Here is a 16,972-nt window from a genome sequence, read left to right as displayed (position 1 = left end):
CGCAGTCTCCTTAGGGTCTCGTGCGTCGGACTCGAGCCGACGCCCGTCAGTGGTCGGTCTGCGGCAGCACCGTGGTCTGGGGGCGGGCGAAGACGCTCACCCCGCCGGTGTGCTGGGCGGCCGCGAGGCTCTCCTTGGCGGCCGCGACCACGGCGTCGGCGGTGATGCCGAACTGCTCGTACAGCGTCTCGTACGCCGCCGAGGCACCGTAGTGCTCGAGGCTGACCGTGCGGCCGGCGTCGCCGACCACCTCGCGCCAGCCCTGGGCCACGCCCGCCTCGACGCTCACCCGTGCCCGCACGTGCGGGGGGATCACGGAGTCGCGGTAGTCGGCGCTCTGCGCGTCGAACCACTCGCGGCACGGCATCGACACGACCCGCGCGGCGACGCCGTCGGCGGCCAGCTGCTCGCGCGCGGCGACGGCGAGCTGCACCTCGGAGCCGGTCGCGACCAGCACGACGTCGGGATCGCCGTCGGTGTCGAGCAGCACGTAGCCGCCGTTCGCGACGCCCTCGACCGAGGCGAACCCGTCGGCCTCGCGCGGGAAGACCGGGAGGTTCTGGCGGCTGAGCGCGAGCGCGGCCGGGTGGGTCGGGCTCTGTACGACCTTGGTCCACGCCGCGACGGTCTCGTTCGCGTCGGCCGGGCGGATCACGTCGAGACCCGGGATCGCCCGCAGCGCGGCGAGATGCTCGATCGGCTGGTGGGTCGGGCCGTCCTCGCCCAGGCCGATCGAGTCGTGGGTCCACACGTACGTGACCGGCAGCTGCATCAGCGCGGCCAGCCGTACGGAGGGGCGCATGTAGTCGGAGAACACGAGGAACGTGCCGCCGTACGGGCGCGTCGGGCCGTGCAGCGCGATGCCGTTGAGGATCGCCCCCATGCCGTGCTCGCGGATCCCGAAGTGCAGGACCCGGCCGTACTCGTTGCCCTCGAACATCTTGGTGCTGTGCTCGGCGGGGATGAAGGACGGCTGGCCCTTCGGGGTCGTGTTGTTCGAGCCGGCGAGGTCCGCGGAGCCGCCCCACAGCTCGGGCAGCTGCTCGGCGGCGGCGGTCAGGAACTCGCCCGACGCCTTGCGCGTCGCGACGCCCTTCTCGTCCGCGTCGAACGTCGGGAGGCCGTCGGTCCATCCCTCGGGCAGCTCGCGGGCGGTGATCCGGTCGAGGAACGCCGCACGCTCCGGCTGCGCGGAGCGCCACTGCTCGTACCGCTCCTGCCAGGCCTCCTGCTCGGCGGTGCCGCGGGAGCGTGCCTCACGGGTGTGCGCGATGACGTCGTCGGCGACCTCGAAGCTGCGCTCGGGATCGAATCCGAGCACCTCCTTCGTCGCCGCGACCTCGTCGGCGCCGAGGGCCGATCCGTGGGCTGCGCCGGTGTTCTGGGCGCCGGGCGAGGGCCACGCGATGATGGTGCGCAATGCGATCAGGCTGGGCCGGTCGGTGACGTCCTCGGCCTCCTGGAGCGCGGCCCACAGGCCCTCGACGTCCTCGCCGTACTCGGTGCCGCCGTGCGTCCAGTCGACCATCTGGACGTGCCAGCCGTACGCCTCGTAGCGCTTGAGCACGTCCTCGTTGAACGCGATCGCGGTGTCGTCCTCGATCGAGATGTGGTTGTCGTCCCAGATCATCGTCAGGTTGCCGAGCTGCTGCGTCCCGGCCAGCGAGCTCGCCTCCGACGACACGCCCTCCTCCAGGTCGCCGTCGGACGCGATCGCGTACACGTGGTGGTCGAACAGGCTCTCGCCGAGCGGAGCATCCGGATCCAGCAGGCCGTGCATCCGTCGCGACGCCATCGCCATGCCGACGGCGTTGCCGACGCCCTGGCCGAGCGGGCCGGTCGTGACCTCCACGCCCGGGGTGTGCCGGAACTCGGGGTGGCCGGGGGTCCGGCTGCCCCAGGTCCGCAGCGACTCGAGGTCGTCGAGCTCGAGCCCGTAGCCGGTGAGGTACAGCTGGATGTACTGGGTGAGGCTCGAGTGGCCGCAGGACAGCACGAACCGGTCGCGCGCCATCCAGTGCGGGTCGCTCGGGTTGTGGCGCATCAGCTTGTTGTAGAGGAGGTACGCAGCGGGCGCCAGGCTCATCGCCGTACCGGGGTGGCCGTTGCCGACCTTCTGGACGGCGTCCATCGCGAGGACACGGACGGTGTCGACCGCCTTCTGGTCGAGGTCGGTCCACTCCAGGGTCTTGCTGCTCACGTCGGGCTGCTCCTCTTGCAGGGTGGGTGCGGCTGGCGAAGCGGTGCGAGGTGCGGACCCGGTCGACGGGCGCGCCCCGATCACCTCCGGTCTCACCGCCGAGCCTACTCGTGCGGGCAGGGGCGCGGGGATCACAGGTCGGTGGGCGGACGTAGGCCGCCGTGGCGCCCGTCACGGCCGTGCGACCCGGCCCGCACCCGCGCGTGCGGGCCGGGTCGCGGCGGCTAGACTCACCCCGTGACCGCAACCGACCCCGAGATCCACGCTGCCCAGCGGGCTCGCTCCGAGGTCTCCGGCGGTCGTCCCCGCGTCGCCGACGTCGTCGGCGCGTACGTCGGTCTGATGAAGCCGCGGATCATCGAGCTGCTGCTGCTGACCACGGTGCCGGTGATGTTCCTGGCAGCGCAGGGCGTGCCGCCGCTGTGGCCGGTGATCGCCACGCTCGTCGGCGGGACGCTGTCGGCCGGGAGCGCGAACGCCCTGAACTGCGTCTTCGACGCCGACATCGACCAGCGGATGCGCCGGACCCGGCGTCGCCCGCTGCCGCGGCACGCGGTCACGACCCGCGCGGCGCTGTGGTTCGGACTGACCCTCGCGGTCGTCTCGACGCTGTGGCTCGGTCTGCTCGTGAACTGGCTGTCGGCCGGTCTCGCGCTCGCCGCCAACGTCTTCTACGTCGTCGGCTACACGATGCTGCTCAAGCGGCGCACCACCCAGAACATCGTGTGGGGAGGCGCCGCGGGCTGCTTCCCCGCGCTGATCGGCTGGACCGCCGTCACCGGCGAGCTCGCGTGGGCCCCGGTGGTGCTGTTCGCCGTGGTGTTCTTCTGGACGCCGCCGCACTTCTGGGCGCTCGCGATCCGCTACCGCGAGGACTACGCGGCGGCGGACGTGCCTATGCTGCCCGCGGTCGCGCCCGCCTCGGTGGTCGCCCGCAAGATCCTCTCGTACTCCTACGTCATGGTCGCGACGTCGCTGCTGCTCTGGCCCGTCGTGCCGACCGGGTGGTTCTACCCGACCGCAGCCGCCGTGCTCGGAGCCGCCTTCCTGGTCGAGGCCCACCTCCTGCACGCACGGGCGCAGCGCAGCTCGGAGCTGGCGGAGCTGAAGCCGATGCGGCTGTTCCACTGGTCGAACGCCTATCTCGCGTTCCTCTTCGTCGCGGCTGCGGTCGACCCCTTCCTGCGCTGACGCCCGCCCACGCCCCGTCGCCACCGCCACCCGGGCAGGACCGACACGCCTGCAACTGCTCCGGCTACCGGCCCGGAAGGCAGGCACCTTCGTCGAACTGGCCCGAGCGCGTGTTCGGCCGCAACGTCGTGCGGGGGAGCTGCGCGCCCGACGGTGGCAGCGCGCGCACCGCGGGGTGCTCGTCACCCACAACGGCCCGCTCGCGGACGTCGAGCGCGAGCTCGTGCGGCTCCTGGCATGCCCACCCGGATCCGTCCTGGCCGGCGCCTCCGCGCTTCGTCACGACGGTCTGCGTGGGTTCGATCCGGATCTCACGACCGTGGCGATCCCGCACGGCGGCCGCCACCCGGCGATCGACGGAATCCAGATCCACGAGTCGACGATGCTCGACGAGCGAGACGTCCATCCGCTGCGAGTCCCGAGCCTGACCCGACCCGCGCGAAGCACGGTCGACCTCGCGTCCTGGTCGGAGCGTCCCCGCTATGCACGCGCCGTCGTCCTGGCGGCGGTCCAACAACGGCTCGTCCGGGCGTCCGACGTGCGGGATGCGCTCTCGCGCCGCGGACGATGTCGGCACCGTGGCCTCATCATCGAGTCCGTCCTCGATGCCGCTGGCGGAATCCAGTCGCTTCCCGAGCGCGACTTCGACCAGATCCGCGCCCGAGTCGGCCTCCCGCCGCCGTCGCGGCAGGTCCGGATGCGTGGTGACGACGGCCGGTACTACCTCGATGTCGCGTGGCTCGAGGACGGGATCGCCTGCGAGATCCACGGGATTCCGCACCGGGACATCGTGCAGTGGGACAACGACCTGATGCGTGCGAACGAGATCGTGATCGCAGGTCCGAGGCTGCTGATCTTCAGCTCGTACGCGATCCGCCACGAGCCGGAGGTCGTCGGCGATCAGCTCGTCCGCCTGTTCCGGCGCTCAGGCTCCCAGCCGCGGCTCTGAACCCGACGCACGTGCCTGCGCACGAACCTCCGCGGCCATGCAGCGACGTACATGCCTGCGTTCGGTGCCGCAGGATGTGCTGAACGCATGCAGCTGGGCGGTCCGGATCGGCAGCCGGACGCACACGCCTGCGTACGAACCGCCGTACGGTACGAAACGCAGGCATCAGCTCAGCAGGGGCCCGAACGCAGGCATGCCCGGTCCGGTGACGCGGGCCGATCGCGGTGCGCTACCCGACGACGGCCCGTCCGGTATCAGGCGTCGGCAACCGGCGCGGGCGCCGAACCGCCGGCCGAACCAGGGGAGGCGGGGGCGGGGATCGTGCGGGGATGCGCGGCGAGGGTCGCCCAGGTGGTGGTCGCGATCAGCACACCGGCGCCGAGCAGGTGCATGCCGACGAGGATCTCCGGCAGGTCGGTCGCGTACTGCACGAAGCCGATCAGGCCTTGCGCCAGCTCGACCGCGACCAGCGCCGTCGCCGCCGTCACGGCTGTGGGGCCGGCGCCGATCGCCCGGTAGAGCAGGAGGAGCCCGACCGACAGCCCGATCGTGAGGAACACCGCGTCCGCGTGCGCCTGCGTGATCGCGACGGGGTCGAGGCCGTTGCGGGCCGTGTCCGGGTCGCCGGCGTGCGGGCCGGCACCGGTCACGACGGTGCCGATCATCACCGTCACCCACATCGCGGCGTAGGTGAGCCAGGCGAGCCCGACCGCGGCCGGTGCGAGGGGCGCCGGGACGGCGTCGGCCGGATGGTACGTCTCGCGGATCAGCGCGGAGGCGAGACTCACGAGCACACCGGAGATCGCGAGGTGGATGCCGACGGCCCACGAGTTGAGGTCCGTGAGGACCGTGATCCCGCCCACGACCGCCTGCGCCGGGATCCCGAAGGCGATGATGGTGGCGAGCCGGAACGCACGGGTACGGCGCGGGCGCCACTGCTTCACCGCGACCCAGGTGGCGATCGCGACGACGACCAGGACCCAGGTGAGCAGACGGTTGCCGAACTCGATCGCGCCGTGCCAGCCCAGCTCGCCGTGAGGGACGAAGGACTCGGTGGTGCACTTCGGCCACGTCGGACAGCCGAGCCCGGAGCCGGTCAGGCGTACGGCGCCGCCGGTGACGATGATGCCGATGTTCGCGACGAGGGAGGTCCAGGCCCACACCCGGACGAACCGGGTCGTCGGGTCTCGGAAGGGGCCGATCACCGCGTCTCCTCTCCGACGGTGCCGTCGGGCCCGCCCTCTGCTGCCTTCCGCGTCCTGCTCACCGCGTCACTCCCACTTGAAGGTCCTCGCCGTCGCGACCGAGGCGACACCTGCCCAGACCAGCAGCACGACGAGGCTGGACGTCGGGGGTGCGTCTCCGGCGAACACGGTGCGCAGACCGTCGGACAGGGCCGCGGTCGGCAGGAGCGTCATCGGGGCCTGCGCTGCCTCGGGGTAGCGGTCCAGCGGGACGAGCACGGCGCCACCGACGAGCAGCAGCACGTAGACGAGGTTCGCGACCGCCAGGGTCGCCTCGGCTCGCAGGGTCCCGGCGACGAGCAGGGCGAGCGCACCGAACGCCGCGGTCCCGAGCAGCGTGTAGACGACCAGCCAGCCGTACGCGGCCGCGCCGCCGTGCGGTTGCCACCCGAGCCAGAGCGCGACCGCGCAGAGCACCACCAGCTGGACGAGCTGGACGAGCAGGACCGAGCCCGCCTTGCCGACGAGCAGGCCCCAGCGGGGGAGCGGCGTCGAGCCGAGCCGCTTGATCACCCCGTAGCGCCGCTCGAAGCCGGTGGCGATCGCGAGCGACGTGAACGACGACGACAGGATCGCGAGGGCCAGCACGCCAGGGGCGATGATGTCGATCGGCCGTCCGGGGCCGAGGTCGACGATCCGCGACGACTCGGTGCCGGCGACGAGCAGGAGCAGCGGGATCACGAGAGCGAGCAGCAGCTGCTCGCCGTTGCGCAGCAGCAGCCGTGTCTCCATGGCGACCTGGGCGGCGATCATCCGGCCGACGCCGGCGGCGCCGGGACGGGGCGCGAGGTCGAGCGTCACGAGCGCAGCTCCCGTCCGGTGAGGTCGAGGAAGACGTCCTCGAGCGAGCGGCGCCGGACGACGACCTCGTCGAGCAGGACGCCGGACCCTGCGCACCACGCGGTCACCGCCGCCAGCAGGGCCGGCGAGACGCAGCCGGACACGACGTACGTGCCGGGCACCTGCTCGACGACCTGGGTCCCGGACGGGAGCGCGGTCACCAGCCCGGCGACGTCCATCCCGGCGGGGCCGCGCAGGCGCAGCGTGTTCTCGGCGCCGTCGCTGGTGAGGTCGGCCGGCGTGCCGGAGGCGACCAGGCGGCCGTGGTCGATCAGGTGGACCCAGTCGGCGAGCCGCTCGGCCTCGTCCATGAAGTGCGTCGTCAGCACCACGGTGACCCCGGACTCGCGCAGCTCGTCGATCAGGTCCCAGACGGCGCGGCGTGCCTGCGGGTCGAGCCCGGCGGTGGGCTCGTCCAGGAAGACGAGCTCCGGGCGCCCGACGATCGCGGTGGCGAGGGCCAGACGCTGCTGCTGACCTCCGGACATGCGGCGGTACGGGGTGCGTCCGAGGGTGTCCAGCCCGAGGCGGGCCGAGAGCGCCGTCACGTCCAGGGGGTGGGCGTACAGCCGGGCGATGTGCGCGAGCATCTCGCCGGCGCGCGACGCGGACCACGCGCCGCCGTCCTGCAGCATCACGCCGACGCGCGGACGCAGCGCCGCCGCGTCGCGGACCGGGTCGAGGCCGAGCACGCGGACCGTGCCCGCCTGCGGGCGGCGGTAGCCCTCGCAGGTCTCGATCGTCGTCGTCTTCCCGGCGCCGTTGGGTCCGAGGACGGCGGTGACGGTCCCGGGCTCGACGGCGAGGGTCAGGCCGTCGACGGCGGTGGTCTCGCCGTAACGCATCACGAGGCCGCGGACGTCGACGGCGGGCTGGGTCACGATGGTCCAGTGTACGAAGCGGGCCCGACCGGCCCGGCGACTGGTCCGATGTCGGTGGGGGAGGGAAGAATCGCGCCATGGACCTGCCCGTGATGCCGCCCGTCCGTCCGATGCTCGCGAAGTCGGTGAAGGGGGTTCCGTCCGCCGACGCTCACGGCGGCCTGTCGTACGAGCCGAAGTGGGACGGGTTCCGCTGCATCGTCTTCCGCGACGGCGACACGGTCGAGATGACGAGCCGCAACACCCGTGACCTGACGCGCTACTTCCCCGAGCTCGTCACGGCGTTCCGAGAGCACCTGCCCGAGAGGTGCGTGCTGGACGGCGAGATCGTGGTGGCCGTCGGGGGGCGGCTCGAGTTCGAGGTGCTCCAGGAGCGCATCCACCCGGCCGCGTCCCGGATCTCCTTGCTCGCCGAGCGGACCCCGGCCTCGTACGTCGCGTTCGACCTGCTCGCACTGGGGGACGAGGACCTGACCGCGGCGCCGTTCGCGCAGCGGCGGGACGCGCTCGCAGCGGCTCTGGCGGACGCGAGCGCCCCGGTCCACCTGACGCGGACGACCACCGACGCCGCCACGGCGCAGGAGTGGTTCGAGCAGTTCGAGGGAGCGGGTCTCGACGGCGTCGTCGCAAAACCGCTGTCGTCGCCGTACGCGCAGAACGGCCGGACGATGTTCAAGGTCAAGCACGAGCGCACGGCCGACGTCGTGATCGCGGGCTACCGGCTGCACAAGACCTCGACACCCGAGGAGCCGGCGCTGGGCTCGATGCTCCTGGGGCTGTACGACGACCGGGGGTCGTTGCAGCACGTCGGCGTGAGCGCCTCGTTCACCGCCTCGCGGCGCGTCGAGCTCGCGGCGGAGCTCGACCGGCTGCGTGTGGAGTTCAGCGACCACCCGTGGGGCCGCTGGGCCGAGGCCGAGGCGCACGCAGGGGACCGCCTTCCCGGCGCTCAGAGTCGCTGGAGCGCCGGGAAGGACCTGTCGTTCGTGCCGATCGATCCGATCCTCGTCGCGGAGGTGGCCTACGAGCACATGGAGGGGACCCGCTTCCGCCACACCGCACGGTTCCGCCGGTGGCGCACGGACCGTGACCCGCAGTCGTGCACGTACGAGCAGCTCGAGGAGGTCGCGTCGTACGACCTGGCCGACGTGCTGGGGTGAGACGGCCGCGCGGGCGCGGGATCACCCGTCGCCCGGCGCCCCGGTCCTGATCGGGACGTCGCGGATGGTGCGGTGCAGCACCACGGCGAGGACGGCGATGATCACCACGGACACCGCCACCGCGACGACACCGGCGGTCTGGTCGGCCATCTGGGTGAAGACGGGGCCGAGGGCTCCGCCCCCCAGCATCACCTCGACCGCGGCGACCGCGGCGATCATCGGGACGAGCACGACGGTGCCTCGGAACGGACCCCAGCGGCTGTACGCGATGCCGACGGTCGCCCCGCCGAGGAAGTACGCGAGCCCCGACAGGCTCCAGGACAGCACGATGGCGAAGAAGTCGCCCGCCTCGTCGTACAGCCTCGCGTCCTGCACGGAGCCGGGCCACCCGGCGGCGTCGGCGACGAGGGACTCGACGAGCATGCCGGCCGCGCCGGCCATCGCGAACGTCACCGCCAGCGCGACCCCCGCGCCGAGCAGCCCGCGGAACAGCGCCCGCCGGGTGCCTCCCGCAGCCAGGTGCAGGGAGAGCATGGCGAGGGGGATGATGATGCCCATCACGCCGAGGAAGATCTTCTCCGACCCGAGGATCCCGTCGGCGACCGTGCCCTCGACCTCGCCGTAGCGATCGGTGAGGTACAGCACGGCGATCGTGATCGCCACGACGATCGCCCAGAAGTAGCGGCCGACCCGCCACGTGCCGACGAAGGCGCTCACGCCGGACAGCAGGGTGGTCCGCCGGTCGAGGGCCGCGGCGTCGTAGGGGAGCGTGGTGGCGGTCATCGGGCCTCCTGGGTGAGGTGGACGAAGATGTCCTGGAGCGAGACGCGGCCGACCTCGACGCCGGCCTGCGCTGCCTTGCGCGGCAGGTCGGGGTCGAACGGACCGTTGAGCGTGACCTGGGTCGTCGTCCCGAGCGAGCGCTGGGCGAGGACGGCGTGGCCGTCGGTGAGCGGTCGCACGGCCGAGGCGGGTCCGGTGAGGCTGACGGCGCGGGCGCGCAGGTCGTCCGCGTCGGTCTGGGTGAGGACGGCTCCGCGGTGCAGCACGACGACGTTCTCGAAGAGGCGCTCGACCTCGTCGATCAGGTGGCTGGAGACCACGATCGTGCGCGGGTGCGCGGTGTAGTCGTCGAGCAGCGCGTCGTAGAACGCGTAGCGGCTCGGTGCGTCCATCCCGAGGTAGGACTCGTCGAAGATCGTCAGCGGCGCGCGGGCCGCGATCCCGAGGACGCATCCGAGTGCCGAGCGCTTGCCGCGCGACAGGCTGTCGGGGGAGCGGTCCAGCGGGACCTCGAAGAGGTCGAGCAGCCGGCGCGCGGTCTCGCCGTCCCAATCCGGCCGGGCGTCCGAGTAGTAGCCCAGGGTCTCCTTCACGGGGCTGTCCCCGAGCACGTCCCCGGACTCGCGGACCAGCTGGACGCCCGCGGTCACGGCGGCGTTCTCGAAGGGGTCGTGGCCCTGGACCAGAACGGTGCCGGCATCGGGGCGGCGGAAGGCGGCCAGGAGCGCGAGCGCCGTGGACTTGCCGGCTCCGTTGCGGCCGAGCATGCCGGTGATCGTGCCGGACGGGAGGGTGAAGCTCGCGCCGTCGAGCGCGTCGGTCCGGCCGAAGGTCACCCGGACGTCGCTGAAGACGGCGTCGAAGCCGGTGGTGGTCATGCGGAGTCCTCCGTACGGGTCGGTGCGGGCAGCGGCTGCTCTCGCAGGACGTCGGAGAGCGTGCTGCGATCCAGGCCCAGCAGGTCCGCCTGGGCGACGGCGGGGCGGAAGACCTCGTCGAGGTAGCGGGCACGGCGCTCGGCCCGCAGGCGGTCGTGTGCGCCGGCTGCGACGAACATGCCGAGGCCGCGCCGCTTCTCGATCAGGTCCTCGTCGACGAGGATCGTGAACGCCTTGGCGGCGGTCGCCGGGTTGATCCGGAACGTCGTGGCGTACTGCGTGGTCGACATCACCTGGCTCCCCTCGGCGAGGTCACCGCTGAGGATCTGGGAGCGGATCTGATCGGCGATCTGGAGATAGATCGGTTCGGGGCCGTCGAACATCCGATCGCCTTCCTTCTGTGGTTCATCACTCGACTAATGAACCACAGAACCATCCTTGACGCAAGCGTGGTCCCGTCAGGCTCGACCGGCGGATGGCTCCGGGGGACCCATCTCCGCGGTCACGCCGAGCAGTCGCACCGCGCGGGTCCGGTCGGTCCGCGCCAGCAGCGCCACCGCGGCGTCGGCGATCGTGGACGCGTCGCTCGTGGGTGCGGGCAGCTTGTGGCTGCGCGTACGCGTGTCGAACGGCACGTACCGGATCTTCAGGCGCACCCGGACCGCCGGCCGTCCGTCGGCGACCACGTCCGCCGCCGCCAGGGCGGCGAGGCGCCGGACCTGCGCCTCGATCTCGCCCGGGTCGTCCAGGTCGGTCTGGAAGGTCTCCTCGTGGCCGTGCGACCGCGGCACCCAGGGGGTGGGGTCCACCGGCGACGCGTCGACGCCGCGGGCCAGCCGGCGGTACCAGGGTCCCATCGTCGGTCCGAGCTCGGCGACGAGCGCAGTCTCGTCGGCCTCGCCGAGGTCACGCACCGTCACGATGCCGAGCGGCGCGAGGCGGGCGGCGATCCGGCGCCCGACGCCCCACACCGCGTCCACCGGCCGGTCGCCCATCACGGCCCACCAGTTGTCCCGGGTGAGCGTGAACGTGCCGCGGGGCTTGCCGTGGTCCGTGGCGTTCTTCGCGCGGATCTTGTTGTCGCCGATCCCGACCGAGCAGTGCAGGCGTGTGCGCTCCAGCACCCGCGACCGTACCGACGCAGCGAGGTCGTGCGGGTCATGACGGTCCGCGGCGACGAACGCCTCGTCCCACCCGAGCACCTCGACCGCCTCGTCGAACGAGCGGAGGACCTCCATGACCTCCTCCGAGGCCGCCTCGTACGTCGGCTTGTCGACCGGCAGGAACACCGCCTCGGGACACCGCTTCACGGCCGTCCGCAGGGGCATCCCGGACCGGATCCCGTACTCACGGGCCTTGTACGACGCCGTCGAGACCACCGCGCGCTCGGTCGGGTCACCGCGCCCGCCGACCACCACCGGACGCCCTGCCAGCTCGGGGTGCCGTAGCACCTCGACGGCTGCGAGGAACTCGTCGAGGTCGACGTGCAGCACCCACATCGGCTCAGCACCCGGCTCCTGCGCCGCTGCTCACGGCTCGACCCGGTTGCCGGCGTCGTCCCAGTGCTCGGCGACCTTCTTGCTCGGCTGCACCCGCGGCGGCTCGCCCGGCATCTTGGGGTAGTCCGGGGGGTACGGCATCTCGCCGAGCCCGGACTCCTCGTCCGCGGCGTACAGCGCGAGCAGGGGCTCCAGCGACGAGCCCGTGCCGTCGATCGTGGCGTGCGGGTCGCCGTGCTCGGCGATCCGTGCCGGCACGGTGTGGAGGTTGAACACCGTCGGATCGGTCACCTCGGCGAGCTCGTCCCAGGTCAGCGGCGTGGAAACCGGAGCTCCCGGCTTGGGGCGGAGGCTGTACGCGCTGGCGATGGTGCGGTCACGGCTGTTCTGGTTGTAGTCGACGAAGATCGCCTCGCCGCGCTCCTCCTTCCACCAGCTCGTCGTCACGCCGTGCGTGCGCCGGCCCAGCTCGCGACCGAACGCGATCGCGGCGTGCCGGACGTCGGTGAACGACCACCGCGGCTCGATCCGGACGTAGATGTGGACGCCGCGGTTGCCGCTGGTCTTCGGGAAGCCCGTCATGCCGAGCTCCGCCAGCAGCGTGCGGGCCACGCCGGCGACCCGGACGGCGTCGGAGAAGTCGGTCCCCGGCTGGGGATCGAGGTCGATCCGCAGCTCGTCGGGGTGGTCGACGTCGTCGGCGCGGACCGGCCACGGATGGAACGTCAGCGTGCCCATCTGCGCGGCCCAGGCGATGGTGGCCAGGTCGTGCGGGCAGACCTCGTCGGCGAAGCGGCCCGACGGGAAGCGGATCCTCGCCGTCTCGACGTACGGCGGGGCGCCCTTGGGCACGCGCTTCTGGTAGAAGGCGTCGCCGCGGTTGTCCAGGCGCGTCGACAGCACCATCCCCTCCCGCACTCCCTTCGGCCAGCGCTCGAGGGTCGTCGGTCGGCGGTGCAGGGCGCGCAGGATGCCGTCGCCCACGGCCACGTAGTAGCGGACGACGTCGAGCTTGGTCACCTCGGCGGACCACGGAGTCTCCTCGTAGATCACGCGACCCGGGCTGCTGACCCGCACCGCCTGCTCGCCGACCTCGATCTCGACCGCGTCGCTCGCCATGGGATCAACCTAGAGGGAGTCGGGGACACCTGTGGTCCTACGACCGCCGCCGCGGCCACGACTCATCGGCTCGCTAGCCTGGAGCGATGACTCCTCAACCTGGACCGGCGGAGGGGCCCAGCCTCCGCGAGAAGGTCGAACGTCACTGCGACCTGTTCAACGCGTGCGTGCAGTCCGGGGACTTCGGTCCGTTCGTCGCGACCTTCGCCGAGGACGCCGCGATGGACATCGAGAACAACCCGTACGGCCCGTTCGGCGGACGGGAGCAGATCGCCGCCGCGTACACCGCGCAGCCTCCGACGGACGCGATGCTGATCGACGACGTCGAGGAGCTCGCCGCGGACCGAGCCCGCGTGACCTTCACCTGGAGCTCCGGCAGCCGCGGCTCGATGGTGGTCGTGTGGGACGACGAGCTGGTCGGCGAGGTCCACCTGCGCATGGTCGTGCCGTCGACGGCCACCGAGTGATCCCCGCCACACCGGGGATCGGGTAAGGCTGGCCTTCGTTGAACGGGCCGCACTAATAACGGCACACTGATGTTGTGAAAACAGCTCGGGTCTCCTCTGACGAGTCGTCGACTCGTCAGCGCGTGGTGCGCAGCATCATGGAGGAGGGCCCGTCGACCGCCGCCCAGCTGGCGCAGCGTCTCGACCTGACGCCGGCCGCGGTCCGCCGCCACCTCGACAACCTCGACGACGAGGGCCTGGTCGAGGAGCAGGAGCCCCGCCGGATCCCGTCACGGCGTGGGCGCGGACGTCCCGCGAAGGTGTTCGGGATCACCGACGCCGGACGTGAGGCGTTCGAGCAGGACTACGACGACCTCGCGGTCAGCGCCCTGCGCTTCCTGGCGAAGACGGTCGGCGACGACGCGGTCGCCGCCTTCGCGCGGCAGCGCAGCCGCGACCTGGAGCGGCGCTACCTGCCGCTGCTGGAGCGCACCGGCGCCGAGGAGCGCCCGCAGGTGCTGGCGGACGCGCTGAGCGAGGACGGGTTCGCCGCGAGCGTGCGTCAGGCGCCGGGCGGCGAGCAGCTCTGCCAGCACCACTGCCCGGTGGCGCACGTCGCCGCCGAGTTCCCCGAGCTGTGCGAAGCGGAAACAGAAGCGTTCGCCCGGATGTTGGGACATCACGTGCAGCGTCTCGCCACGATCGCCCACGGCGACGGCATCTGCACGACGTACGTCCCCGACACCCAGGCTTCGGTCACCAACGACGAGAGGACCTCTTGATGACCACCACCCCGGACACCGGCGTGGGCAACGCGCCGAACGCCATCGAGCAGGCCAACCCCGAGCTCGAGGGTCTCGGCCGCTACGACTTCGGCTGGGCCGACCCCGACGTCGCGGGCGCCAGCGCGAAGCGCGGCCTGAACGACGCGGTCGTCGCGGACATCTCGGGCAAGAAGAACGAGCCCCCGTGGATGCTCGACAAGCGGATGAAGGGCCTGAAGCTCTTCGACCGCAAGCCGATGCCCACCTGGGGCGCCGAGCTCGGCGACATCGACTTCGACAACATCAAGTACTTCGTCCGCTCCACCGAGAAGCAGGCCCAGAGCTGGGAGGACCTGCCGGAGGACATCAAGAACACCTACGACAAGCTCGGCATCCCCGAGGCGGAGAAGCAGCGCCTCGTCGCGGGTGTCGCCGCCCAGTACGAGTCGGAGGTCGTCTACCACCAGATCCGTGAGGACCTGGAGGAGCAGGGCGTGATCTTCCTCGACACCGACACGGCGCTCAAGGAGCACCCGGAGCTCTTCGAGGAGTACTTCGCGACCGTGATCCCGGTCGGCGACAACAAGTTCTCGGCGCTCAACACCGCGGTGTGGTCGGGCGGCTCGTTCATCTACGTCCCGCCGGGTGTGCACGTCGACATCCCGCTGCAGGCCTACTTCCGGATCAACACCGAGAACATGGGCCAGTTCGAGCGGACGCTGATCATCGTCGACGAGGACGCGTACGTCCACTACGTCGAGGGCTGCACCGCGCCGATCTACAAGACCGACTCGCTGCACTCCGCGGTCGTCGAGATCGTCGTCAAGAAGGGCGGCCGCTGCCGCTACACGACCATCCAGAACTGGTCGAACAACGTCTACAACCTCGTCACCAAGCGCGCCGTCTGCGAGGAGGGCGCGACGATGGAGTGGGTCGACGGCAACATCGGCTCGAAGGTGACGATGAAGTACCCGGCGATCTACCTGATGGGCGAGCACGCCCGCGGGGAGACGCTGTCGCTCGCGTTCGCGGGCGAGGGCCAGCACCAGGACTCGGGCGCGAAGATGGTCCACGCGGCCCCGCACACGTCCAGCTCGATCATCTCCAAGTCCGTGGCGCGCGGCGGCGGCCGTACGTCCTACCGGGGCTTGCTCCAGGTCACCGAGGGTGCGGAGCACTCGGCCAGCACGGTCAAGTGCGACGCGCTGCTGGTCGACGACATCAGCCGCTCCGACACCTACCCGTACGTCGACGTCCGCGAGGACGACGTCTCGCTCGGCCACGAGGCGACCGTCTCGAAGGTCAGCGACGACCAGCTCTTCTACCTGATGAGCCGTGGGCTGGAGGAGGACGAGGCGATGGCGATGATCGTCCGCGGCTTCGTCGAGCCGATCGCCCGCGAGCTCCCGATGGAGTACGCGCTGGAGCTCAACCGTCTGATCGAACTGCAAATGGAAGGTGCCGTCGGGTGACTGCGACCACCACTGAACCCACCGTCGCCGACGCGATCGAGACCCGCGTCGTCAGCCACCTGCACCCGGAGGGGTCGTTCGACCCGGCCGACCACGCGGTGCCGAAGGGCCTGGAGGAGATCTGGCGCTTCACCCCGCTGAAGCGGATGCGGGGCCTGCACAGCGACGCCGTGCTCGACAACCGCGACCACAAGGTCGAGGTCGACGCGGCGCCGGAGGTGCGTACGGAGACCGTCGGGACCAACGACCCGTCGCGCGGCTCGTCGCACTACGTGCCGGTCGACCGCGTCTCGGCTCGTGCCTGGGCAGCGGCTGACCAGGTCCTCAAGGTCGTCGTGCCGGCGGAGGTCGTCGCGTCGACGCCGACCACGATCACGCTGCACGGCACCGGCACCGAGTCTGCGGGCGCCGGTCACCTGGTGATCGAGGCAGAGCCGTTCTCGCAGGCCACCGTGGTCGTCGACTACGTCGGCTCCGCCACCTGGGCGGAGAACGTCGAGATCGTCCTCGGTGACGGAGCGCAGCTCACCGTCGTCGCCGTGCAGGACTGGGACGACGACGCCGTCCACGTCGCGCACCACCACGCGCTGGTCGGCCGCGACGCGCACCTCAAGCACGTCGTCGTCACCTTCGGTGGCGACCTGGTGCGGATCAACTCCTCGGTCGAGTACGCCGGCACCGGCGGCGAGGTCGACATGCTCGGCCTCTACTTCGCCGACGCGGGCCAGCACCTCGAGCACCGCCTCTTCGTCGACCACAACAACCCCAAGGGGCGCAGCAAGGTCGACTACAAGGGCGCGCTGCAGGGCGAGTCCGCGCACACCGTGTGGATCGGCGACGTGCTGATCCGCAAGGAGGGCGTCGGGATCGAGACGTACGAGAGCAACGACAACCTCGTGCTCACGGACGGCGCTCGCGCCGACTCGGTCCCGAACCTCGAGATCGAGACCGGTGAGATCGAGGGCGCGGGCCACGCGTCGACGACCGGCCGCTTCGACGACATGCACCTGTTCTACCTGCAGAGCCGGGGCATCCCGGAGGTCGAGGCGCGTCGTCTCGTCGTGCACGGCTTCTTCAACGACATCATCCGGCGGATCGGCGTGTCCGAGATCCAGGACCGCCTGCTGGAGACGGTCGAGCGCGAGCTCGCCAAGCACGTCGGCGTCGCCGAGTCCGTGGCCGCCGAGCAGCGGTGAGCGCGATGGACGGGTTCAGCTACGCGACCGACCTCGCCGACGTCCCCGACGGCGGCGTGGTCGCCGTGGAGGTCGAGGGCGTGGAGATCGCCCTGACCCGCTGCGGCGAGGAGGTCTTCGCGGTGCGCGACGAGTGCTCGCACGCCGCGGTCCCGCTGTCCGAGGGCGACGTCGAGGACTGCACCCTCGAGTGCTGGCTGCACGGCTCGCGCTTCGACGCCCGGACCGGGGAGGTCCTGAACCTCCCGGCGACCGAGCCCGTCCCCGTCTACCCCGCCAAGGTCACCGAGGACGGAGGCGTCCTCGTCGACGTGTCCAGCCCCAGCATCTGATCCTCCGCGGAGCCGCGC

The 16,972-nt window shown here is 71.6% G+C and carries 18 protein-coding genes; 8 read left to right on the top strand and 10 right to left on the bottom strand.

Features of this window, described 5'->3' with window-relative positions; all coding sequences use genetic code 11:
* Positions 1-46 precede the first annotated feature (46 nt).
* Positions 47-2,200: a transketolase gene (gene tkt, locus CLV56_RS15340; RefSeq protein WP_039361655.1), complete on the bottom strand. Its 2,154-nt coding sequence runs from the start codon at positions 2,198-2,200 to the stop codon at positions 47-49.
* A gap of 237 nt (positions 2,201-2,437) precedes the next feature.
* On the opposite strand from tkt, the gene CLV56_RS15335 reads away from it, so the two are divergent.
* Positions 2,438-3,391, top strand: coding sequence for a heme o synthase (locus CLV56_RS15335; RefSeq protein ID WP_039361653.1), 954 nt, complete (start codon positions 2,438-2,440; stop codon positions 3,389-3,391).
* A 64-nt stretch (positions 3,392-3,455) separates the two neighbouring features.
* Here CLV56_RS15335 and CLV56_RS20660 read toward each other — a convergent pair whose 3' ends face one another.
* Complete coding sequence (locus CLV56_RS20660; RefSeq protein WP_157805187.1) at positions 3,456-3,797, bottom strand: hypothetical protein; 342 nt, start codon at positions 3,795-3,797, stop codon at positions 3,456-3,458.
* Here CLV56_RS20660 and CLV56_RS15330 point away from each other — a divergent pair.
* Positions 3,774-4,340: a hypothetical protein gene (locus CLV56_RS15330; RefSeq protein ID WP_157805186.1), complete on the top strand. Its 567-nt coding sequence runs from the start codon at positions 3,774-3,776 to the stop codon at positions 4,338-4,340. The two genes, CLV56_RS20660 and CLV56_RS15330, sit on opposite strands and share 24 nt — an antisense overlap.
* Positions 4,341-4,594: 254 nt before the next feature.
* On the opposite strand, the gene CLV56_RS15325 is transcribed toward CLV56_RS15330, so the two are convergent.
* From CLV56_RS15325 to CLV56_RS15315, 3 genes are all read right to left on the bottom strand, one after another.
* Positions 4,595-5,545 (bottom strand): COX15/CtaA family protein, encoded by a 951-nt coding sequence (locus CLV56_RS15325; protein ID WP_100415229.1) that lies wholly within the window; start codon positions 5,543-5,545, stop codon positions 4,595-4,597.
* A 66-nt stretch (positions 5,546-5,611) separates the two neighbouring features.
* Positions 5,612-6,385: an ABC transporter permease gene (locus tag CLV56_RS15320; RefSeq protein WP_039361650.1), complete on the bottom strand. Its 774-nt coding sequence runs from the start codon at positions 6,383-6,385 to the stop codon at positions 5,612-5,614.
* Positions 6,382-7,305: an ABC transporter ATP-binding protein gene (locus CLV56_RS15315; protein WP_245857960.1), complete on the bottom strand. Its 924-nt coding sequence runs from the start codon at positions 7,303-7,305 to the stop codon at positions 6,382-6,384. Before CLV56_RS15315 ends, CLV56_RS15320 begins: the two co-directional genes overlap by 4 nt.
* Before the next feature lie 77 nt (positions 7,306-7,382).
* Here CLV56_RS15315 and CLV56_RS15310 point away from each other — a divergent pair, with 77 nt between their 5' ends.
* A complete protein-coding gene (locus CLV56_RS15310; RefSeq protein WP_039361646.1) occupies positions 7,383-8,465 on the top strand; it encodes an ATP-dependent DNA ligase in 1,083 nt (360 codons plus the stop codon).
* Between the two features lie 21 nt (positions 8,466-8,486).
* On the opposite strand, the gene CLV56_RS15305 is transcribed toward CLV56_RS15310, so the two are convergent.
* The 5 genes from CLV56_RS15305 to CLV56_RS15285 all read right to left on the bottom strand — a co-directional run bounded on the left by CLV56_RS15305 (position 8,487) and on the right by CLV56_RS15285 (position 12,744).
* Positions 8,487-9,248: a hypothetical protein gene (locus tag CLV56_RS15305; RefSeq protein ID WP_039361644.1), complete on the bottom strand. Its 762-nt coding sequence runs from the start codon at positions 9,246-9,248 to the stop codon at positions 8,487-8,489.
* On the bottom strand, positions 9,245-10,126 hold the full coding sequence (locus CLV56_RS15300) for an ATP-binding cassette domain-containing protein (RefSeq protein ID WP_039361642.1): 882 nt from the start codon (positions 10,124-10,126) through the stop codon (positions 9,245-9,247). The genes CLV56_RS15305 and CLV56_RS15300 overlap by 4 nt, the downstream gene beginning before the upstream one ends.
* The gene (locus CLV56_RS15295) at positions 10,123-10,509 is read right to left on the bottom strand and encodes a GntR family transcriptional regulator (RefSeq protein WP_039361641.1); all 387 of its coding nucleotides are present in this window, start codon (positions 10,507-10,509) and stop codon (positions 10,123-10,125) included. Before CLV56_RS15295 ends, CLV56_RS15300 begins: the two co-directional genes overlap by 4 nt.
* A 75-nt stretch (positions 10,510-10,584) precedes the next feature.
* Entirely contained in the window at positions 10,585-11,625 is a 1,041-nt protein-coding gene (locus CLV56_RS15290) for a DNA polymerase IV (protein WP_039361639.1), read from the bottom strand.
* Positions 11,626-11,655: 30 nt separating this feature from the next.
* On the bottom strand, positions 11,656-12,744 hold the full coding sequence (locus CLV56_RS15285; protein ID WP_039361637.1) for a DNA polymerase domain-containing protein: 1,089 nt from the start codon (positions 12,742-12,744) through the stop codon (positions 11,656-11,658).
* Positions 12,745-12,830: 86 nt separating this feature from the next.
* Between CLV56_RS15285 and CLV56_RS15280 the strand changes: the two genes are divergently transcribed.
* From CLV56_RS15280 to CLV56_RS15260, 5 genes are all read left to right on the top strand, one after another.
* Positions 12,831-13,211 (top strand): nuclear transport factor 2 family protein, encoded by a 381-nt coding sequence (locus CLV56_RS15280; RefSeq protein WP_157805185.1) that lies wholly within the window; start codon positions 12,831-12,833, stop codon positions 13,209-13,211.
* Positions 13,212-13,348: 137 nt separating this feature from the next.
* Positions 13,349-13,972 carry a helix-turn-helix transcriptional regulator gene (locus tag CLV56_RS15275; protein WP_100415494.1) on the top strand — a complete coding sequence of 208 codons (624 nt, stop codon included), beginning with the start codon at positions 13,349-13,351 and terminating at the stop codon, positions 13,970-13,972.
* Positions 13,972-15,426, top strand: coding sequence for a Fe-S cluster assembly protein SufB (sufB, locus tag CLV56_RS15270; protein WP_100415227.1), 1,455 nt, complete (start codon positions 13,972-13,974; stop codon positions 15,424-15,426). Before CLV56_RS15275 ends, sufB begins: the two co-directional genes overlap by 1 nt.
* Positions 15,423-16,622, top strand: coding sequence for a Fe-S cluster assembly protein SufD (gene sufD / locus CLV56_RS15265; RefSeq protein WP_039361633.1), 1,200 nt, complete (start codon positions 15,423-15,425; stop codon positions 16,620-16,622). Before sufB ends, sufD begins: the two co-directional genes overlap by 4 nt.
* Before the next feature lie 5 nt (positions 16,623-16,627).
* Positions 16,628-16,954, top strand: coding sequence for a non-heme iron oxygenase ferredoxin subunit (locus tag CLV56_RS15260; RefSeq protein ID WP_039361706.1), 327 nt, complete (start codon positions 16,628-16,630; stop codon positions 16,952-16,954).
* Positions 16,955-16,972: the final 18 nt, after the last annotated feature.

Source organism: Mumia flava (genome assembly GCF_002797495.1).
Taxonomy (GTDB): Bacteria; Actinomycetota; Actinomycetes; order Propionibacteriales; family Nocardioidaceae; genus Mumia; species Mumia flava.
This window is presented reverse-complemented; position numbering and strand designations above follow the sequence as displayed.

Bases quoted from the DNA above. Each gene is read 5' to 3' on its own strand.
- CLV56_RS15280 (WP_157805185.1), top strand. From the start codon at position 12,831: ATGACTCCTCAACCTGGACCGGCGGAGGGGCCCAGCCTCCGCGAGAAG.
- CLV56_RS15290 (WP_039361639.1), bottom strand. From the start codon at position 11,625: ATGTGGGTGCTGCACGTCGACCTCGACGAGTTCCTCGCAGCCGTCGAG.
- CLV56_RS20660 (WP_157805187.1), bottom strand. From the start codon at position 3,797: ATGGACGTCTCGCTCGTCGAGCATCGTCGACTCGTGGATCTGGATTCC.
- CLV56_RS15305 (WP_039361644.1), bottom strand. From the start codon at position 9,248: ATGACCGCCACCACGCTCCCCTACGACGCCGCGGCCCTCGACCGGCGG.
- CLV56_RS15310 (WP_039361646.1), top strand. From the start codon at position 7,383: ATGGACCTGCCCGTGATGCCGCCCGTCCGTCCGATGCTCGCGAAGTCG.
- CLV56_RS15275 (WP_100415494.1), top strand. From the start codon at position 13,349: ATGGAGGAGGGCCCGTCGACCGCCGCCCAGCTGGCGCAGCGTCTCGAC.
- sufB (WP_100415227.1), top strand. From the start codon at position 13,972: ATGACCACCACCCCGGACACCGGCGTGGGCAACGCGCCGAACGCCATC.
- CLV56_RS15260 (WP_039361706.1), top strand. From the start codon at position 16,628: ATGGACGGGTTCAGCTACGCGACCGACCTCGCCGACGTCCCCGACGGC.
- CLV56_RS15300 (WP_039361642.1), bottom strand. From the start codon at position 10,126: ATGACCACCACCGGCTTCGACGCCGTCTTCAGCGACGTCCGGGTGACC.
- CLV56_RS15330 (WP_157805186.1), top strand. From the start codon at position 3,774: ATGCTCGACGAGCGAGACGTCCATCCGCTGCGAGTCCCGAGCCTGACC.
- CLV56_RS15285 (WP_039361637.1), bottom strand. From the start codon at position 12,744: ATGGCGAGCGACGCGGTCGAGATCGAGGTCGGCGAGCAGGCGGTGCGG.
- CLV56_RS15295 (WP_039361641.1), bottom strand. From the start codon at position 10,509: ATGTTCGACGGCCCCGAACCGATCTATCTCCAGATCGCCGATCAGATC.